Here is a 15494-nt window from a genome sequence, read left to right on the forward strand (position 1 = left end):
ATGACCGATTTCACCGCCACCCGTGCCGCGTTTCACCTGCCCGAGGGCATGATCTATCTCGACGGCAACTCTCTGGGTCCGCTGCCCAAGGCAGCCGCGGCGCGCGTTGCGCAAACTGTAACAGCCGAATGGGGCGATCACCTGATTACCGGCTGGAACGCCTGTGGCTGGATGGACATGCCCGCGCGGCTGGGCGACCGGATCGGACGGCTGATCGGCGCAGAACCGGGTCACGTGGTGGTCGGCGACACGCTGTCGATCAAGGTGTTTCAGGCGCTCGCCGCCGCGTTGAAGCTTAACCCGGACCGGCGCGTAATTCTATCCGACACCGGAAACTTCCCTTCAGACCTCTACATGGCCGAAGGGCTGATCTCACTGCTGGGCCCCGAGTATGAATTGCGCCTCGTCGCCCCTGAAGAGGTCGAGGCGGCCATCACCGGCGACATCGCCGTGACCCTCATCACTGAAGTGGATTACCGCACCGGGCGCAAACACGATATGGCGGCACTCACGGCCAAGGCACATGAACAAGGCGTTGTAACTGTCTGGGATCTGGCGCACTCCGCTGGCGCGCTGCCGGTTGATTTGGCCGGGGCCAAGGCCGATTTCGCGGTCGGCTGCACCTACAAGTACCTCAACGGCGGCCCCGGCGCGCCCGCCTTCATCTACGTCTCACCCCGCCACGCCGACACCGCGCTGCCCGCGCTTTCGGGCTGGCTGGGGCATGACAGCCCGTTTGCCTTCGATCTGGGCTACACACCCGGCGCAGGCATTGCCCGTATGCGGGTCGGCACGCCGCCCATTGTGCAGATGGCCGCGCTTGATGCGGCACTGGACGCGTGGGACGATGTAGACATGGCGGACCTGCGCGCGCGCTCCATCGAACTGTCCGACCGCTTCATCGACGGGGTCGAGGCGACCTGCCCCGATCTGATCCTCGCCAGCCCACGCGACGCGACACAGCGCGGTTCTCAGGTGAGTTTCCGCTTTGCCGATGGCTACGCCGCGATGCAGGCGCTGATTGCGCACAAGGTGATCGGGGATTTCCGCGCGCCGGACATCATGCGGTTCGGGTTCACACCGCTTTATCTGAGCCTTGAGGATGTGGATGAGGCGGTCGAGATCCTTGCGAAGATCATGCGCGATCGACTCTGGGACACACCTGAATTCAAACAGCGCAAAGCAGTAACCTGAAGCGCGGCGGTCTCCATCAACGGAGACTTACACCGCGTTGACGCGTTGTCCGCCTGTTACACGGCCCTGTACCCAGTCCCGCACCGCATCGCCAAACGCCTGAAACAGCGGCCGTGACACCGGGTCGTTCGAGGCATCCCATTCCGGGTGCCATTGGACCGACAGAGTAAAGCCCGGCGCATCCTTGATGAAGGTCGCCTCGGGTGTGCCATCGGGCGCATGGCCCTCGATCACGATACGGGCACCGGGGGTCTTGATCCCCTGCCCGTGCAGCGTGTTGGTCATCACCTCGGACGCGCCGAACAGGCGGTGGAACACACCACCCTCCCGCAGGGTCACGGCATGTCGCAGGGCGAACTTTTCCTCCAGCGTGCCATCGGGCGGCATCCGGTGGTTCATCCGCCCCGGCAGCTCGCGAATCTCGGGATGCAGCGTGCCGCCCATCGCCACGTTCACTTCCTGAAAACCACGACAAATGCCAAGAAACGGCTGCCCGCGTTCAACACAGGCCCGCACAAGCGGGAGAGTGATCGCGTCGCGGGCGCGGTCGAAGGCTCCATGCGCCTCGGTCTCGGCCTCGCCATATTCTTCGGGATGCACGTTGGGACGCCCGCCTGTCAGCAAGAACCCGTCGCACACCTCAAGCAGTTCGTTGACCGACAGGAATCGTGGATCGGCCGGCACCAGCAGCGGCATGCAGTCCGATACCTGCGCGATCGCCTCAGAGTTCATCGACCCGCCCGCATGCGCGGGGTACTGATCATTGATCAGATGCTGGTTGCCGATGATGCCGACGACGGGCCGCGCCATAATGAACTATCCTTATATTTCCGCAGTAAGACCCACGGATTCGATTCCCACTTTGGCAGCGGCCGCATCATTGTCTGATGTATCACCAGTCACGCCAACAGCACCCAAAACGACACCCTTGGCATCGCGCACAAGCACGCCACCCGGCACCGGGACCATCTGGCCGCCAAGAGCTGCGCCTGCAGCCGTGATGAAATAGCCCTGTTCTTCGGCCCGCTTTTTCTGAGCAGTTCCTGCCATACCCAGCATGACCGAGCCATAGGCTTTGGCATGCGCGATTTGGAACCGCCCAGGGCTTGCCCCGTCCTCACGCTCGAACGCCTGCACATTGCCGCCCGCATCCAGTACGATCACGGAAAGCGGTTTCATCTCTGCTGCGCGCCCTGCTTCAAGCGTCTTGCGGATGATGGTGCGCGCGCGGCGCAAGGATAGGTTTGCCATGCTGTCCCCCCAATTCAGGCAAAAAGATCATGCGCCAGTTCCAGCGCATCCACCAGTTTGTCCACTTCTTCTTCCGTATTGTACATCCCAAACGATGCACGGCACGTGGCGGTCAGGCCCAGATGATCCATCAACGGCCCCGTGCAATGCTGCCCCGCCCGCACCGCGACACCCTTTTTATCAAGGATGGTCGAGATGTCATGCGCATGGGCTGCGCCATCCAGAGTGAAACTGAAAATCGCCGCTTTGTCGGGCGTTGTCCCCTGCACTTGCAGCCAATTCAGGCCATCCAGACGCGTCCGGGCGTAATCCCGCAGCTTTTTCTCATGAGCGGCAATGTTCTCCATGCCGATCCCCATCATGTAATCCAGCGCCACGCCGAGGCCGATCTGCTGCACGATACCGGGCGTGCCCGCCTCGAACATCATCGGCGCGTCGTTCCACGTCACCTCGTCTTTGTGGACCTCGCGGATCATGTCGCCGCCGCCAAGGAACGGCTGCATCTCGGCCATCCGCGCCTTCTTCATGTAGATCGCACCAGACCCGGACGGACCGTATAGCTTGTGCCCGGTGATGGCGTAGAAATCACAACCGATGTCATCCACGTTGACCGGCATGTGCACGGCGGCCTGTGACCCGTCGATCAGAGTGGCAATCCCTCGCTCGCGCGCTGCGGCGCAGATGGTCTTCACATCCACCACAGTACCCAGCACATTCGACAGATGAGTGACCGCAACCAGCTTGGTCTTCGGCCCCATAGCGGCGATCACGGCCTCAGGGTCGAGATAGCCTGTGCTGTCCACATCGACCCATTTGATCACAATGCCCTGCCGTTCGCGTAGAAAATGCCAGGGCACGATGTTGGCATGATGCTCCATTACCGTCAGGATGATCTCATCTCCCGCCTGCAGGTTCGGCATACCCCAGCCATAGGCAACAGTGTTGATCCCCATGGTGGTGCCGGTGTTCATGACGATCTCGTCTTCGTCCTTCACACCAAGGAACTTGGCGATCACACCCCGTGTGCTTTCGTACTTTTCGGTCGCAAGGTTCGACAAGTAATGCAGCCCGCGATGCACATTCGCGTATTCTTCGGCATAGGCCCGAGTGATCGCGTCGATCACAACTTGCGGCTTCTGCGCACTGGCCCCGTTGTCCAGATAGACCAGTGGCTTGCCATTCACCTCGCGCGACAGGATCGGGAAATCGCGGCGAATTTCGGTGACGTCATACATATCCAGGAATCCCTCCGGTCGATACGCCAAGAAGGCTGAAAATCAGGCTCAGCCCCAGCATCATACCCACAACGGCCAGCAACAAGACCAAACCTGCGCGCAGCAGGCTCCCGGTCTCGTGGGCCACATCAATGAAGTTCACGAAGATCCAGATGCCCAGCACCGACCCGGCACTGATCAGGACCCCCGAAAGAAACAGGCTCATCGGCCCGACAATTGCCACAGCGCCTTGCAACAAAACCCGCAACGCCTGCATCCAGATCACGAGGATGGCAATCTGCGCATAGCTCGCGCGCCCCCCCAGTGGTCTGCCGCATAGCGTCACCGCCACGATCAGCGCAGCAACCGATACCGCCAGCATCGCGCCAAACACGGTTGGATTGGCCAGCACAGGGCCAAACATGTCGTCCGCAGGCACCAGCATCAGCGAGGCAGAGAACATCAGCGTGTTCAGAACGATCACCAGCGCAAAAGCCAGCCACAAGGCCTGCGACGGCAGATTCATCGCCATCAAAAGCCGCGCCACATCGCGCGGCGCAGTCACGGTGTTGACCGCAAGCCGAAGGAACCCAGCCAACGTCACGCGGCCGCCCCGCGATACGCCGCAAGCATGCCCGAGATCCAGAACCACATGAAAACACAGAACCAGATCAGGCCGACGATGGTCAACTGAATGCCCGCGCCGATATACCCCGCGACCAAACCATTCAGCAGGATCAGCGGCGACGACGCCAAAAGGCTCCAGAACAGGGCGATCCGCGCATTGTAGGACGGACCTTTGCCGCCGATCGCCCGCGCGATCAGGTGTGCAACAAAGGCCAGCACGTAAAACAACAACGGTGCCAGAAACAGCGTCGCCATCAGGGTGCCGCCCAACAGCATGTTCAACTCCAGGCCTTCAAGATGCGCCTGACGTGCCAGTGCGGGCCAGCGTGCGATGAACAGGATCGCACACGCCCCCATCAGGATGGCCAAGGCACGGTCCTCGCGCTGTCCGGCATTCACCAGACGACGCACCACCTTGCCCGGCCCCCGATATGTGGCCGCGATATCCTGCGTGAATGGCATCGCTGTTTAGCCGCGCCGCCGCGACAGCCACGCTTCGACGCGGCTGTTGATTTCGTCTTGAAGCGCCTCGTTCTCGATCTCCATCACCGCTTCGGCAAGGAAGGCGATGGTCAGAAGGTCCGTCGCTGGCCCCTCGTCGATCCCGCGCGAACGCAGATAGAACAAGCCTTCTTCGTCGATCGCACCTGACGTAGAGCCATGCGAACAGGCCACGTCATCGGCGTAGATCTCAAGCTCTGGCTTGGCAAGAAACTGACTGTCCTCGTCCAGAAGCAGCGATTGGCTGATCTGGTAGCCGTCCGTTTTTTGCGCGCCTTCCTTGACAAGGATCTTGCCCTGGAACACGCCCGTCGCGCCGTTGCGCAGCACCTTCTTGAACACCTGACGGCTTTCGCAATTCAGCGCATCATGGGTAATGAACACCGTGTCATCATGGTGGAAATCGCCATCGCCCACACAAGCACCCGCGATGTGCGCAACCGCATTGTCGCCGGTCAACTCGATCACGCATTCATTGCGCGTGAGCACGCCATTGGCCGTGAGGGTGAACGACTTGAAAACCGATTCCTCACCCAGACGGGTAAAGATCGCGGTTGCCGCACGACGTTCATGGTCACGGCCTTGTGCACGAACATGGTGGAACGTGCCGCCATCCGCGATCTCGACCTCCATGCACTTGTTGAACCGCGCCGCGGCCGGGCCGTTTTCCAACAGCGTCAGTTCGGCACCCGCATCAACCTTCACAATGTGGTGGAGGATCGCATCAGAAGTTTCTGATTCATGACGATAAATCAGACTGATTGGCCTGGGCGCCTTGCCTGTGACATGGATCAGAACGCCGTCGGTCGCAAAGGCCGTATTGAGCGCAGCCAAAGGCCGCTGAACAGGGGTCTGGCCCCGCGTTTCCAGCACGCCGTAGAGGTCTTTCGCCCAATGTATATCGGGCGCATCCGCGAGCCGATCAATGGTCACATGGTCCATCGCCAGATCATCAGAGTCCTCAGCACTGAACACACCGTCAACAAACACAATCTTGAGACGGTCAACCGCCCCAAAAATCGGCTCTTCATCGCCTTCCAGCAAGGCTGCGCTCGGCGCTTCCGGCTGCACCAGCGTGTCCGGGCGGGTATATTTCCAGTACTCATCGCGCCCACTTGGCAGACCCATGGCCTGCACACGCGCCAAAGCATCCTCGCGCGCTGCCTGCGACCAACCGCCTTGCGGCATGTCGAGCGCTGCAAGCCGCGCGTCGGTGGCATCCTGTTTGATCTGCGGCAACGCCATTACACTGCCTCCGCCAGAAGATCAGCATAGCCGTTGTTTTCCACCTCGAGCGCCAGCTCGGGACCACCGGTCTTGATGATCCGGCCGTCCGCCATGATGTGCACCACGTCCGGTTTGATATGGTCGAGCAGGCGCTGGTAGTGCGTGATGACAAGGAACCCACGGCCCTCGTCGCGAAGCGCGTTCACACCGTCGGCCACCAGTTTCATCGCGTCCACGTCCAGACCCGAGTCGGTCTCGTCAAGGATGCACATCTTCGGCTCAAGCATCGCCATCTGCAGGATTTCGTTGCGCTTTTTCTCACCACCCGAGAAGCCCACATTGACCGGACGCTTAAGCATGTCAGCGTCGATCTTGAGGTCCTTCGCCTTGGCGCGGATCACCTTGAGGAATTCGGTCGCCGACATTTCCTCTTCACCGCGCGCCTTACGCTGGGAATTCACCGCCGTGCGCAGGAAGGTCATGTTACCGACACCGGGAATTTCCACCGGATACTGGAACGCAAGGAATACGCCCGCCGCTGCGCGCTCTTCCGGCTCCATCTCAAGGATGTCCTCGCCGTCCAGCGTTGCCGATCCTTCGGTCACCTCATAGCCGTCCTTACCCGACAGCACATAGGACAGGGTCGATTTACCAGACCCGTTCGGGCCCATGATCGCATGCACCTTTCCAGCTTCGACAGTCAGGTTCACACCCTTGAGGATCTGCTTGTCTTCTTCCTCAAGTTGCACGTGCAAGTTTTTGATTTCCAGCATGTCTTTCCCCATTTTCCTTTGGCGTATCCGGTCGTTCCGGGATCACGCATGTTCCAATTCAGTTAGGTAGGCGGCACAATCCGCCTCAGCAATCGTGCCACGCTCCACCAGAAGCGACAGGCACCGCACCACCAGGTCCGGGCTGCGGAAACAGCCTTCAGCCAGCAGCGCGAGATGTTTCAGACGTTCGTCCGGCGCGTCACCCAGATCGAACAAATCCTTGATAAAAACCGCATCGCCGTCGATCAGCTGGTTGCGGGCCACCTTGTTCGGGATCGTGGCACCGGCCAGCTTGGACGAAATCGGGATCGATTTGACGAACATGAACTTGTGGAGTTGAAAACCCTGCTCCCGCATCACGGCCATCTGCGTGTCGACCAAGGGTTGGTCTTCGTAAAGCGGGACAAACGCCACTTCGGTCATCACCGCAGCACAACTCTTCAACGCCTCGCGCGCATGGTTGAAGACATCCACCTCACCGCCCTGAATGTCGATCTTCAGGAAGTCGACCTGCCCCAGCCCGTCGATATCATCCAGCCGCTTGGTTGGCATCTCAATCCGTTCCAGCACGCGCCCGGCACGGTGATAGCGCCCTAGAAAGTCGAAGGTCTTGATGTTCGGCTCCAGCAGCGACGTGAACCCGGATGTCTTGCAGACCTTGAGCTCCTTGTCGGTGCCATCGCCAACCGCAAACGGAAAGAACCGCGCAGTCTCCGATTGCATTGGCTCAAGCGCCTTGAACGCCGCCTCCTGAGGCTCAAACCCAGTGACCCGCGCAAGCCCTGCAGCAAACAAAGGCTGGTAGTCCGGCGCAGAAATCGGGTTTGCGCCGACATCTACAATCTCGATCAACCGCTCTGGCTGCAACAGATCATGCAAAAGCGTCAGCCGTGTATGCCCCTCAGCCAACATGGCGGCTCAGCCCCGGTCCGTCAGAACAGCGGTGCCGCTGGCCGACACCATCAACATTGAATTGCCAACGACTTCGTAATCCAGATCGACGCCGACCACGGCATTGGCGCCCAAGGCGACAGCACGCTGCTCCAACTCGCGCATCGCCACATCGCGCGCATCCTGCAACTTTGCCTCATAGGCACCGGATCGGCCGCCGACGATATCTGTGATCGATGCAAACACATCGCGCACCACATTGGCCCCCATGATCGCCTCACCAACCACGATCCCTTTGTAATCAAGGATCTTCTGGCCTTCGATATTATTGGTCGTCGTGATGATCATGTCTTCCTCTTCAATATCAGCTGCGCAAAAAGCGACCCCAGAAAACCGGATGCAAAAGCCAGCGCAATCGCCATCCACATCGCAAGGGCGTCCGTCACAACGTCCACCACCACTGCAAACCCCGCACAAAACAGTCCGGTCACAACCGAGGTGATCAGGATCGCAGACATCGGCATGGCACACAGTGCGGCGCGGACCGGTTTGGCCCGCTCCGGCTCTCCTTAACCCACGGACCCTTCAAGCGAGATCGCCACCAACTGCTGCGCTTCCATGGCAAACTCCATCGGCAGCGCCTGCAACACGTCGCGGCAGAACCCGTTCACCACCAATGCCACAGCCTCTTCTTCATCCATGCCGCGCTGGCGGCAGTAGAACAGCTGGTCGTCATCCACCTTGGAGGTGGTCGCCTCATGCTCGACGCGGCTCGAGTTGTTCTTGACCTCGATATACGGCACCGTATGCGCCCCGCACTGACTGCCAATCAGAAGGCTGTCGCACTGGGTGTAGTTGCGGCTGTTCTTGGCCTTGGGATGCATCGACACCAGACCGCGATAGGTGTTCTGCGCATGGCCCGCACTGATCCCTTTCGACACGACCCGGCTCTTGGTGTTCTTGCCCAGATGGATCATCTTCGTGCCGGTATCGGCCTGCTGATAGTTGTTGGCGATGGCGATGGAATAAAACTCGCCTTGGCTGTCGTCACCGCGCAGGATGCAGGAGGGGTATTTCCATGTCACTGCAGACCCGGTCTCGACCTGCGTCCACATCACCTTGGCGCGGTCGCCCCGGCAATCGGCGCGCTTGGTGACAAAGTTGTAGATGCCACCCTTGCCGTTCTCGTCGCCCGGATACCAGTTCTGCACGGTCGAGTATTTCACCTCGGCGTCTTCTTCGATGATGATCTCGACCACCGCCGCGTGCAGCTGCGCCACATCGCGCTGCGGTGCGGTACACCCTTCGAGATAGGACACATACGATCCCTTGTCGGCGATGATCAGCGTACGTTCGAACTGGCCGGTGTTTTCCGCATTGATCCGGAAATACGTGGACAGCTCCATCGGGCAGCGCACACCCGGCGGCACGTAGACGAACGACCCATCCGAGAAGACCGCGCTGTTTAGCGTCGCATAATAGTTGTCCGACACCGGCACGACCGACCCCAGATACTTCTTCACCAGCTCCGGGTGGTCCTTGATCGCTTCCGAGATCGAGCAGAAGATAACGCCAGCCTCTTTCAGTTCTTTCTGGAACGTCGTGCCCACAGAGACAGAATCGAACACGGCATCGACAGCAACCTTGCGGCCCTCTGCCGGCATGTCTTCGGCACCTTCAACCCCAGCCAGGATCAACTGTTCTTTCAGCGGAATACCCAGCTTTTCATAGGTCGCGAGCAGTTTGGGATCGACCTCGTCAAGCGACTTGGGCTTCACTTCCATGCTTTTCGGGCGCGCATAATAATACTGGTCCTGAAAGTCGATTTCCGGATAATCGACCATCGCCCATGTCGGCTCTTCCTTCTGGAGCCAGCGCTCATAGGCCGCCAGACGCCATTCGGTCATCCATTCAGGTTCTTCGTTCTTTTCCGAGATCAGCTTCACGATATCCGGGCTCAGGCCCTTCGGCGCGTATTCCATCTCGATGTCGGTGTTCCAGCCGTGCTTGTACTTGCCACCAACCTGGCGCACCGCATCGACGGTTTCCTGATCCACGCCTTCCTTGACGGTCACATTATCCAAAGCAGCCATGCTTGCACCCCTACAGTCTATTGTTTCACGCGGCCCGCGCGCGATGTTTCTTCCATTTGGCCAGCCACGTATCGGCAAACCGCATCACGTCGTCTTCGGTTGTCTGCGGCCCCAGCGAAACGCGGATCGCGCTGCTGGCCGTGGCCGTGTCGAACCCCATCGCAGTCAGAACCGCGCTGGCTTTCACCTTGCCGCTGGAACAGGCGGACCCGGCGCTGATCGCAAAACCGGCTAGGTCCATCTGCATCACCTGCGTCTCACCCTTCCAACCGGGTGCGGCGAAGCAGGTCGTGTTCGGCAGGCGCCTTACATCTTTCCCGACAAAAATAGTCTCTTTAGCGTCAGCCTCAATAGCTGAATCTAGAATGTTTCTAAGTTTTTCGATCCGGTCCCAGACACCGTCTTCCAGATCCCGTGCCGCAGCCTCTGCCGCCGCCCCGAACCCCGCGATGCCAATCACGTTCTCGGTCCCCGACCGACGCCCCATCTCCTGACCGCCACCGCGAATCTGCGCCGCAAGATCGGTCCCGCGCTTCATCACCAAGGCACCGATCCCCTTTGGACCGCCAAGCTTATGCGCAGAAATCAACGCCATCTCGCAGTCCAGCCAATTGAACGCCACCGGCAGTTTGCCAAAGGCCTGCGTCGCATCGATCACAGCAAGCCCCTGCGGCAAGTCCTGAACGATCCCGGTCTCCGAATTCGCCAATTGCACCGCGGATCGCTCCGGTTCGGTCACCGCCACCTGTCCCGCCGCATCAACACCCAGCACCGGATCAATCCACGCCCTGACCGCATCATGCTCGATCTCGGCCCCGAATAACCCGCGCCCCGCACAAGCCAGCGCCGCCGCCTCGGTAGCGCCCGAGACGAACACCACATCCGCCCCATCCGCACCAAAGGCCGTCGCCACCTGCGCCCGCGCCCGTTCGATCACGGCTTTGGCCGCACGCCCCTCTGCATGGACGGAAGACGGATTGCCCGACGCCTGCATCGCCGCGATCATCGCGTCACGCGCCTCGGCGCGCAGCGGTGTTGTCGCGTTATGATCCAGATACACCCGCTCCATTCAGCCCACCGCTTGCTTCTTTGGGCCCCAAATACCTCGGGGGAGTCGCGCATCGCGCGACGGGGGCAGCGCCCCCAACGGATCGGATTGGCGCAGCCAATTCGAAATCATCACTCATCCACCACGGCAAAGAGGTTCGGCACAGCAGGGCATGGCGCCAGAGTGTTGCCCACCACATCCGACAAGCGCGTCTGATGCAAGAACACATAAACATGCGCCGACAGGCCTTCCCACAACCGGTTGGTCATGGATTGCGCCCGACTGCCCGACAAACCGCCCGAGGCGCCCGCACCCTTGTGCATGGCGTCCACCGTCTCATCGACCGCACTTAGCACATCGACCACGCGAATGTCGCTTGGCGCCTTGGCCAGACGATAGCCGCCGCCCGGACCGCGCACCGACGTCACCAACCCGGCCCGGCGCAGCTTGACGAACAGCTGCTCCAGATACGGCAACGAAATATCCTGCCGCTGCGCGATGTCGCCAAGCGTCACCAAGGTGCCGTCCGGCTGCAGCGCGATATCCGCCAAAGCGACCATCGCATACCGACCTTTCGTGCTCAGTTTCATGGCCGACTCCCAAACGCCTGTGCGACACAATTGACCTTACATGGGCAATTGCCTATGTGCGGATAACCAATTCGGGGAACAATCCCGATTTAGAACCATTCTAAGAAGCCTGAGTGAAGCTGTCAAGATTTACGGACCGCTGCACCTGAGCCCAAGCAGGAGCCACCACCGCCTATGCCCGAGGTGATTTTTCCCGGACCCGAAGGCCGCCTCGAAGGCCGCTATCATCCCCAAAAAGAAAGCGATGCGCCGATCGCGATCATCCTGCATCCGCACCCGCAGTTCGGCGGGACGATGAACAACAAGGTGGTCTACAACCTGCATTACGCCTTCTACAACATGGGCTTCACCGTTCTGCGCTTCAACTTCCGCGGTGTCGGCCGCAGCCAGGGCGAATACGATCAGGGCATCGGCGAACTCAGCGATGCCGCCTCTGCACTCGACTATCTGCAGTCTATGAACAACAATTCCAAGCATTGCTGGGTTGCCGGCTTCAGCTTTGGTGCGTGGATCGGTATGCAGTTGTTGATGCGCCGCCCCGAGATCACCGGCTTCATCTCGGTCAGTCCTCCAGCCAACATGTACGACTTTTCGTTCCTCGCGCCCTGCCCGTCCTCTGGCCTGATCATCAACGGCACCGGAGACCGCGTTGCTCCACCTGCCGATACGACGACGCTTGTGAGCAAGCTGTCCGAGCAAAAAGGCATCACCGTCACCCATACTGAAATCGAAGGCGCCGACCACTTCTTTAAGGAACCGCACATGGACACGATGATCGACCATGTGACCGGCTATGTGAAGCGACGCCTCACCGAAAACAGCCGTTAAGGATTACCGTCCATGTCGATGGTGCAAGAGCTTGCTGAAAAGCTGGCCGACGACACTCTCAAGGCCATGAAACATCTCGACGACGACCGCTTCTTCATGGAAGTCGCGGCCGAACTCGGGGCCGTATCGACCACCTTGGAAGAGGCATTCCTGACCGCGATCCGCGTGCGGCTTGCCGAACGCAAGGCCCGCGCCTTTATCCGGGCGCGGATCGAAGGTCAGAAGAAAGACGAAAACTTCGGGCGCTGACCACAACCAATCCGCAAACGTGCAGAGGTGACATGTCCCGCTTGGACCAGCAAATGGCGTTCCTGACAGAAGCGGACCGCCTGAAAACCGTCCTGCGGGCCACCACGCTCTGTGATGGCTCGCGGATGGAAAACAGTGCAGAACATTCGTGGCACATCGCGCTTTATGCCTTGGTGCTGGCCGAACATTCGGACGAACAGCTTGATACTGGCAAGATCGTCAAGATGCTTTTGCTGCACGACATCGTCGAGATCGACGCAGGCGATGCTCCAGTGTTCGGCGATCACGATACCCAGGCGATGGCGATCCGGGAACAGGCTGCAGCAGACCGGCTCTTTGGCCTGCTGCCCGACGATCAGGCGCAGGAGTTTCGCGCGATCTGGGAAGAGTTCGAAGCCAACGCAACACCCGAAGCGCAGTTCGCCAAATCTATTGACCGGATGCAACCCCCGATGCAGAACCTTGCATCAGGCGGCGGATCGTGGATCGACTACGATGTGACCTATGACCGTTTTGCCGCCCAGATCGGCCCCAAGATCAATCACGGTGCGCCAAAAATCTGGGCATGGCTCCAGCCCAAAGTAGCGGCATTCTTTGCGGCAAAGGACTGACACGCTTTGGTCCTCGCACCGCAGCACAACATCCCCTAGAGTGACATCATGTCAGACACACCGCACCAACGCACCCTGCTGCTCACCGGCGCCAGCCGTGGCATCGGTCACGCCACTGTCAAGAAATTCGCAGCTGAAGGCTGGCGCGTGATCAGCTGCTCGCGGCAGGCTTTTTCGCCCGAATGCCCCTGGCCCGGCGGTGAACGCAACCACATCCAAGTCGACCTCGCAGACCCGCAACAGACGATGGAGGCGGTGCGCATTGTCAAGGAACGCCTTGATGGCGGACGGCTCGATGCTTTGGTGAACAATGCCGGGATTTCCCCGAAAGGCCCCGAGGGTGAACGCCTCAGCACATTGGACACCGACTTGCGCGATTGGGGCAAGGTGTTTCACGTCAACTTCTTCGCGTCTGTCGTGCTCGGGCGCGGGTTGAAGGACGAACTGGCCAAGGCACAGGGGTCCATCGTCAACGTCACCTCAATCGCTGGCGCGCGGGTACATCCGTTTGCCGGGGCGGCCTATGCGACGTCGAAAGCAGCGCTCGCTGCGTTAACGCGGGAAATGGCTCATGATTTCGGGCCTTTGGGCGTGCGCGTGAATGCCATTGCACCGGGCGAGGTCGAAACAAGTATCCTCAGCAAAGGCACCGACAAGATCGTCGAAAAACTGCCGATGCGGCGGCTGGGCCAGCCGTCCGAAGTGGCGGATGTAATCTATTTCCTGTGCTCGGGCCAAAGTGGGTATGTCACCGGCACCGAGATCGAAGTGAACGGCGGTCAGCACGTCTGACGGCATGTCAGATTATTCGTACGAATAATCTGCACCGGCAGGATTTTCGTACGAAAATCCTGTGAACCCCGCCCTAGTAGTGAATCGCCCGCCCCCAGGCATCCAGCACGGCCTCGTGCATCATCTCGGACAGGGTCGGATGCGGGAACACCGTCTGCATCAGGTCTTCCTCGGTGGTCTCCAACTGCCGCCCGACCACATAGCCTTGGATCAACTCGGTCACTTCTGCGCCCACCATATGCGCACCGAGTAGTGCACCGGTATTGCCATCGAATACCGTCTTGATCATCCCTTCCGGTTCCCCAAGCGCAATCGCCTTGCCATTGCCGATAAACGGGAAGCGCCCGATCTTGATATCAAAACCCTTCTCCTTTGCCTGCGCCTCGGTCAGGCCGACACTGGCCACCTGCGGCTGGCAGTAGGTGCACCCCGCGATGCTGTCCGGTTCAACCGCGTGAGGATGGCCGCCTGCGATCAGTTCCGCCACCATCACACCCTCATGGCTGGCTTTGTGTGCAAGCCAAGGCGCGCCGGCGATGTCGCCGATGGCATAGATGCCGTCGACGCCGGTGCGGCAGTGCGGGTCGGTCACGACATGGGTGCGGTCGACCTTTACCCCTAACGCCTCAAGCCCCAACCCTTCAGTGTTACCAACGATCCCAACGGCGGAAATGACGGTATCGAACTCCTCTTTCGTCACCTTACCGCCCTGTTCGATATGCGCAGTCACCTTGCCCTTACCGCGATCCAGTTGCTTCACCATCGCCTTTTCGCGGATCTTCATGCCCTGCTTTTCAAACTGTTTCTTTGCGAAACCGCTGATCTCGGCATCCTCAACCGGTAGGATGCGATCCATCACCTCGACCACCGTCGTGTCGGCGCCCAACGTGTTGTAGAAGCTGGCGAATTCGATGCCTATGGCGCCCGAGCCAATGACCAAAAGCTTCTTCGGCATCCGTGTTGGCACCAGCGCGTGTTTGTAGGTCCAGACCAGATCGCCATCCGCCTCCAAGCCCGGCAATTCCCGCGCACGGGCACCGGTGGCAATGACAGTGTTTTTCGCGGTCAGGTCCTCAACACCCTTGTCGGTCTTGACCTGCACCTTGCCCTTTGCGGGGATCGTGGCCTCGCCCATCACCACGGTGACCTTGTTCTTCTTGAGCAGATGCCCGACCCCGGAATTCAACTGTTTCGCAATCCCGCGTGAGCGTTTGACGACGGCATCGAGGTCATAGCCGATGCCCTCGGCCTTGAGCCCGAACTCCTTGGCGCGGTGCATGAGGTGGAAGACTTCAGAGGTGCGCAGCATGGCCTTGGTCGGGATACAGCCCCAATTGAGACAGATGCCACCCAGATGTTCGCGTTCGACAATCGCCACACTCAACCCAAGCTGCGCGCCGCGGATGGCAGCGACATAGCCGCCGGGGCCTGCGCCGATCACGATCATGTCGAAGCTCTTGCTCATGGCCTGCTTTCCTCCCTCAAGGTCAGGTTTGAGGCAAAGCGTAGGCCAAAGCGTCTGGGCTCACAATGGGGCACGGAGAATAGGACCGGATCGGCCCCAATGTTTCGCACGCGAAACAATGGGGCAAGAGAGTTGACCAT

At 60.1% G+C, this 15494-nt stretch carries 19 protein-coding genes; 5 read left to right on the top strand and 14 right to left on the bottom strand.

Annotation, left to right across the window (positions count from 1 at the left end; translation table 11 throughout):
• Window positions 1-1194, top strand: coding sequence for a kynureninase (kynU, locus tag ACK3EW_RS10405; protein ID WP_493809505.1), 1194 nt, complete (start codon window positions 1-3; stop codon window positions 1192-1194).
• A gap of 27 nt (window positions 1195-1221) precedes the next feature.
• On the opposite strand, the gene ACK3EW_RS10410 is transcribed toward kynU, so the two are convergent.
• From ACK3EW_RS10410 to iscR, 13 genes are all read right to left on the bottom strand, one after another.
• The gene (locus tag ACK3EW_RS10410) at window positions 1222-2004 is read right to left on the bottom strand and encodes a gamma-glutamyl-gamma-aminobutyrate hydrolase family protein (RefSeq protein ID WP_493809506.1); all 783 of its coding nucleotides are present in this window, start codon (window positions 2002-2004) and stop codon (window positions 1222-1224) included.
• A 12-nt stretch (window positions 2005-2016) separates the two neighbouring features.
• Complete coding sequence (locus ACK3EW_RS10415) at window positions 2017-2445, bottom strand: GlcG/HbpS family heme-binding protein (RefSeq protein WP_439119599.1); 429 nt, start codon at window positions 2443-2445, stop codon at window positions 2017-2019.
• Between the two features lie 14 nt (window positions 2446-2459).
• Window positions 2460-3680, bottom strand: coding sequence for a cysteine desulfurase (locus ACK3EW_RS10420; protein WP_493809507.1), 1221 nt, complete (start codon window positions 3678-3680; stop codon window positions 2460-2462).
• Complete coding sequence (locus tag ACK3EW_RS10425; protein ID WP_439119601.1) at window positions 3673-4263, bottom strand: YIP1 family protein; 591 nt, start codon at window positions 4261-4263, stop codon at window positions 3673-3675. The genes ACK3EW_RS10420 and ACK3EW_RS10425 overlap by 8 nt, the downstream gene beginning before the upstream one ends.
• Complete coding sequence (locus tag ACK3EW_RS10430) at window positions 4260-4748, bottom strand: YIP1 family protein (RefSeq protein WP_439119602.1); 489 nt, start codon at window positions 4746-4748, stop codon at window positions 4260-4262. Before ACK3EW_RS10430 ends, ACK3EW_RS10425 begins: the two co-directional genes overlap by 4 nt.
• A gap of 6 nt (window positions 4749-4754) precedes the next feature.
• On the bottom strand, window positions 4755-6032 hold the full coding sequence (locus tag ACK3EW_RS10435; protein ID WP_493809508.1) for a SufB/SufD family protein: 1278 nt from the start codon (window positions 6030-6032) through the stop codon (window positions 4755-4757).
• On the bottom strand, window positions 6032-6787 hold the full coding sequence (sufC, locus tag ACK3EW_RS10440; protein WP_493809509.1) for a Fe-S cluster assembly ATPase SufC: 756 nt from the start codon (window positions 6785-6787) through the stop codon (window positions 6032-6034). The genes ACK3EW_RS10435 and sufC overlap by 1 nt, the downstream gene beginning before the upstream one ends.
• Window positions 6788-6829: 42 nt before the next feature.
• Window positions 6830-7696, bottom strand: a complete 867-nt coding sequence (locus ACK3EW_RS10445) for an FkbM family methyltransferase (RefSeq protein WP_493809510.1) — start codon at window positions 7694-7696, stop codon at window positions 6830-6832.
• A 9-nt stretch (window positions 7697-7705) separates the two neighbouring features.
• Window positions 7706-8026, bottom strand: a complete 321-nt coding sequence (locus ACK3EW_RS10450) for a heavy metal-binding domain-containing protein (protein ID WP_085632003.1) — start codon at window positions 8024-8026, stop codon at window positions 7706-7708.
• Window positions 8023-8202 carry a hypothetical protein gene (locus ACK3EW_RS10455; RefSeq protein WP_439119607.1) on the bottom strand — a complete coding sequence of 60 codons (180 nt, stop codon included), beginning with the start codon at window positions 8200-8202 and terminating at the stop codon, window positions 8023-8025. Before ACK3EW_RS10455 ends, ACK3EW_RS10450 begins: the two co-directional genes overlap by 4 nt.
• A gap of 45 nt (window positions 8203-8247) precedes the next feature.
• Window positions 8248-9771 (bottom strand): Fe-S cluster assembly protein SufB, encoded by a 1524-nt coding sequence (gene sufB / locus ACK3EW_RS10460; protein WP_493809511.1) that lies wholly within the window; start codon window positions 9769-9771, stop codon window positions 8248-8250.
• A 25-nt stretch (window positions 9772-9796) separates the two neighbouring features.
• Window positions 9797-10840 (bottom strand): cysteine desulfurase family protein, encoded by a 1044-nt coding sequence (locus ACK3EW_RS10465; protein WP_493809512.1) that lies wholly within the window; start codon window positions 10838-10840, stop codon window positions 9797-9799.
• Between the two features lie 110 nt (window positions 10841-10950).
• Entirely contained in the window at window positions 10951-11409 is a 459-nt protein-coding gene (gene iscR, locus ACK3EW_RS10470; protein ID WP_439119609.1) for a Fe-S cluster assembly transcriptional regulator IscR, read from the bottom strand.
• A 174-nt stretch (window positions 11410-11583) separates the two neighbouring features.
• Between iscR and ACK3EW_RS10475 the strand changes: the two genes are divergently transcribed.
• From ACK3EW_RS10475 to ACK3EW_RS10490, 4 genes are read left to right on the top strand one after another with little or no spacing between them, the layout of a single operon-like run.
• Window positions 11584-12237, top strand: a complete 654-nt coding sequence (locus ACK3EW_RS10475; RefSeq protein WP_439119610.1) for an alpha/beta hydrolase — start codon at window positions 11584-11586, stop codon at window positions 12235-12237.
• Window positions 12238-12249: 12 nt separating this feature from the next.
• Window positions 12250-12486, top strand: a complete 237-nt coding sequence (locus ACK3EW_RS10480; RefSeq protein ID WP_493809513.1) for a hypothetical protein — start codon at window positions 12250-12252, stop codon at window positions 12484-12486.
• Between the two features lie 32 nt (window positions 12487-12518).
• On the top strand, window positions 12519-13097 hold the full coding sequence (locus ACK3EW_RS10485; RefSeq protein ID WP_493809514.1) for an HD domain-containing protein: 579 nt from the start codon (window positions 12519-12521) through the stop codon (window positions 13095-13097).
• A gap of 48 nt (window positions 13098-13145) precedes the next feature.
• Complete coding sequence (locus tag ACK3EW_RS10490; protein WP_493809515.1) at window positions 13146-13889, top strand: SDR family NAD(P)-dependent oxidoreductase; 744 nt, start codon at window positions 13146-13148, stop codon at window positions 13887-13889.
• Between the two features lie 73 nt (window positions 13890-13962).
• On the opposite strand, the gene lpdA is transcribed toward ACK3EW_RS10490, so the two are convergent.
• The gene (gene lpdA, locus ACK3EW_RS10495; RefSeq protein ID WP_493809516.1) at window positions 13963-15354 is read right to left on the bottom strand and encodes a dihydrolipoyl dehydrogenase; all 1392 of its coding nucleotides are present in this window, start codon (window positions 15352-15354) and stop codon (window positions 13963-13965) included.
• Window positions 15355-15494 lie beyond the last annotated feature (140 nt).

Source organism: Marivita sp. NO-S04 (assembly GCF_059070475.1).

Coding starts and splice junctions, on each gene's coding strand:
- kynU (WP_493809505.1), top strand. CDS start 1: ATGACCGATTTCACCGCCACCCGTGCCGCGTTTCACCTGCCCGAGGGC.
- ACK3EW_RS10410 (WP_493809506.1), bottom strand. CDS start 2,004: ATGGCGCGGCCCGTCGTCGGCATCATCGGCAACCAGCATCTGATCAAT.
- ACK3EW_RS10415 (WP_439119599.1), bottom strand. CDS start 2,445: ATGGCAAACCTATCCTTGCGCCGCGCGCGCACCATCATCCGCAAGACG.
- ACK3EW_RS10420 (WP_493809507.1), bottom strand. CDS start 3,680: ATGTATGACGTCACCGAAATTCGCCGCGATTTCCCGATCCTGTCGCGC.
- ACK3EW_RS10430 (WP_439119602.1), bottom strand. CDS start 4,748: ATGCCATTCACGCAGGATATCGCGGCCACATATCGGGGGCCGGGCAAG.
- ACK3EW_RS10435 (WP_493809508.1), bottom strand. CDS start 6,032: ATGGCGTTGCCGCAGATCAAACAGGATGCCACCGACGCGCGGCTTGCA.
- sufC (WP_493809509.1), bottom strand. CDS start 6,787: ATGCTGGAAATCAAAAACTTGCACGTGCAACTTGAGGAAGAAGACAAG.
- ACK3EW_RS10450 (WP_085632003.1), bottom strand. CDS start 8,026: ATGATCATCACGACGACCAATAATATCGAAGGCCAGAAGATCCTTGAT.
- ACK3EW_RS10455 (WP_439119607.1), bottom strand. CDS start 8,202: ATGCCGATGTCTGCGATCCTGATCACCTCGGTTGTGACCGGACTGTTT.
- sufB (WP_493809511.1), bottom strand. CDS start 9,771: ATGGCTGCTTTGGATAATGTGACCGTCAAGGAAGGCGTGGATCAGGAA.
- ACK3EW_RS10465 (WP_493809512.1), bottom strand. CDS start 10,840: ATGGAGCGGGTGTATCTGGATCATAACGCGACAACACCGCTGCGCGCC.
- iscR (WP_439119609.1), bottom strand. CDS start 11,409: ATGAAACTGAGCACGAAAGGTCGGTATGCGATGGTCGCTTTGGCGGAT.
- ACK3EW_RS10475 (WP_439119610.1), top strand. CDS start 11,584: ATGCCCGAGGTGATTTTTCCCGGACCCGAAGGCCGCCTCGAAGGCCGC.
- ACK3EW_RS10480 (WP_493809513.1), top strand. CDS start 12,250: ATGTCGATGGTGCAAGAGCTTGCTGAAAAGCTGGCCGACGACACTCTC.
- ACK3EW_RS10485 (WP_493809514.1), top strand. CDS start 12,519: ATGTCCCGCTTGGACCAGCAAATGGCGTTCCTGACAGAAGCGGACCGC.
- ACK3EW_RS10490 (WP_493809515.1), top strand. CDS start 13,146: ATGTCAGACACACCGCACCAACGCACCCTGCTGCTCACCGGCGCCAGC.
- lpdA (WP_493809516.1), bottom strand. CDS start 15,354: ATGAGCAAGAGCTTCGACATGATCGTGATCGGCGCAGGCCCCGGCGGC.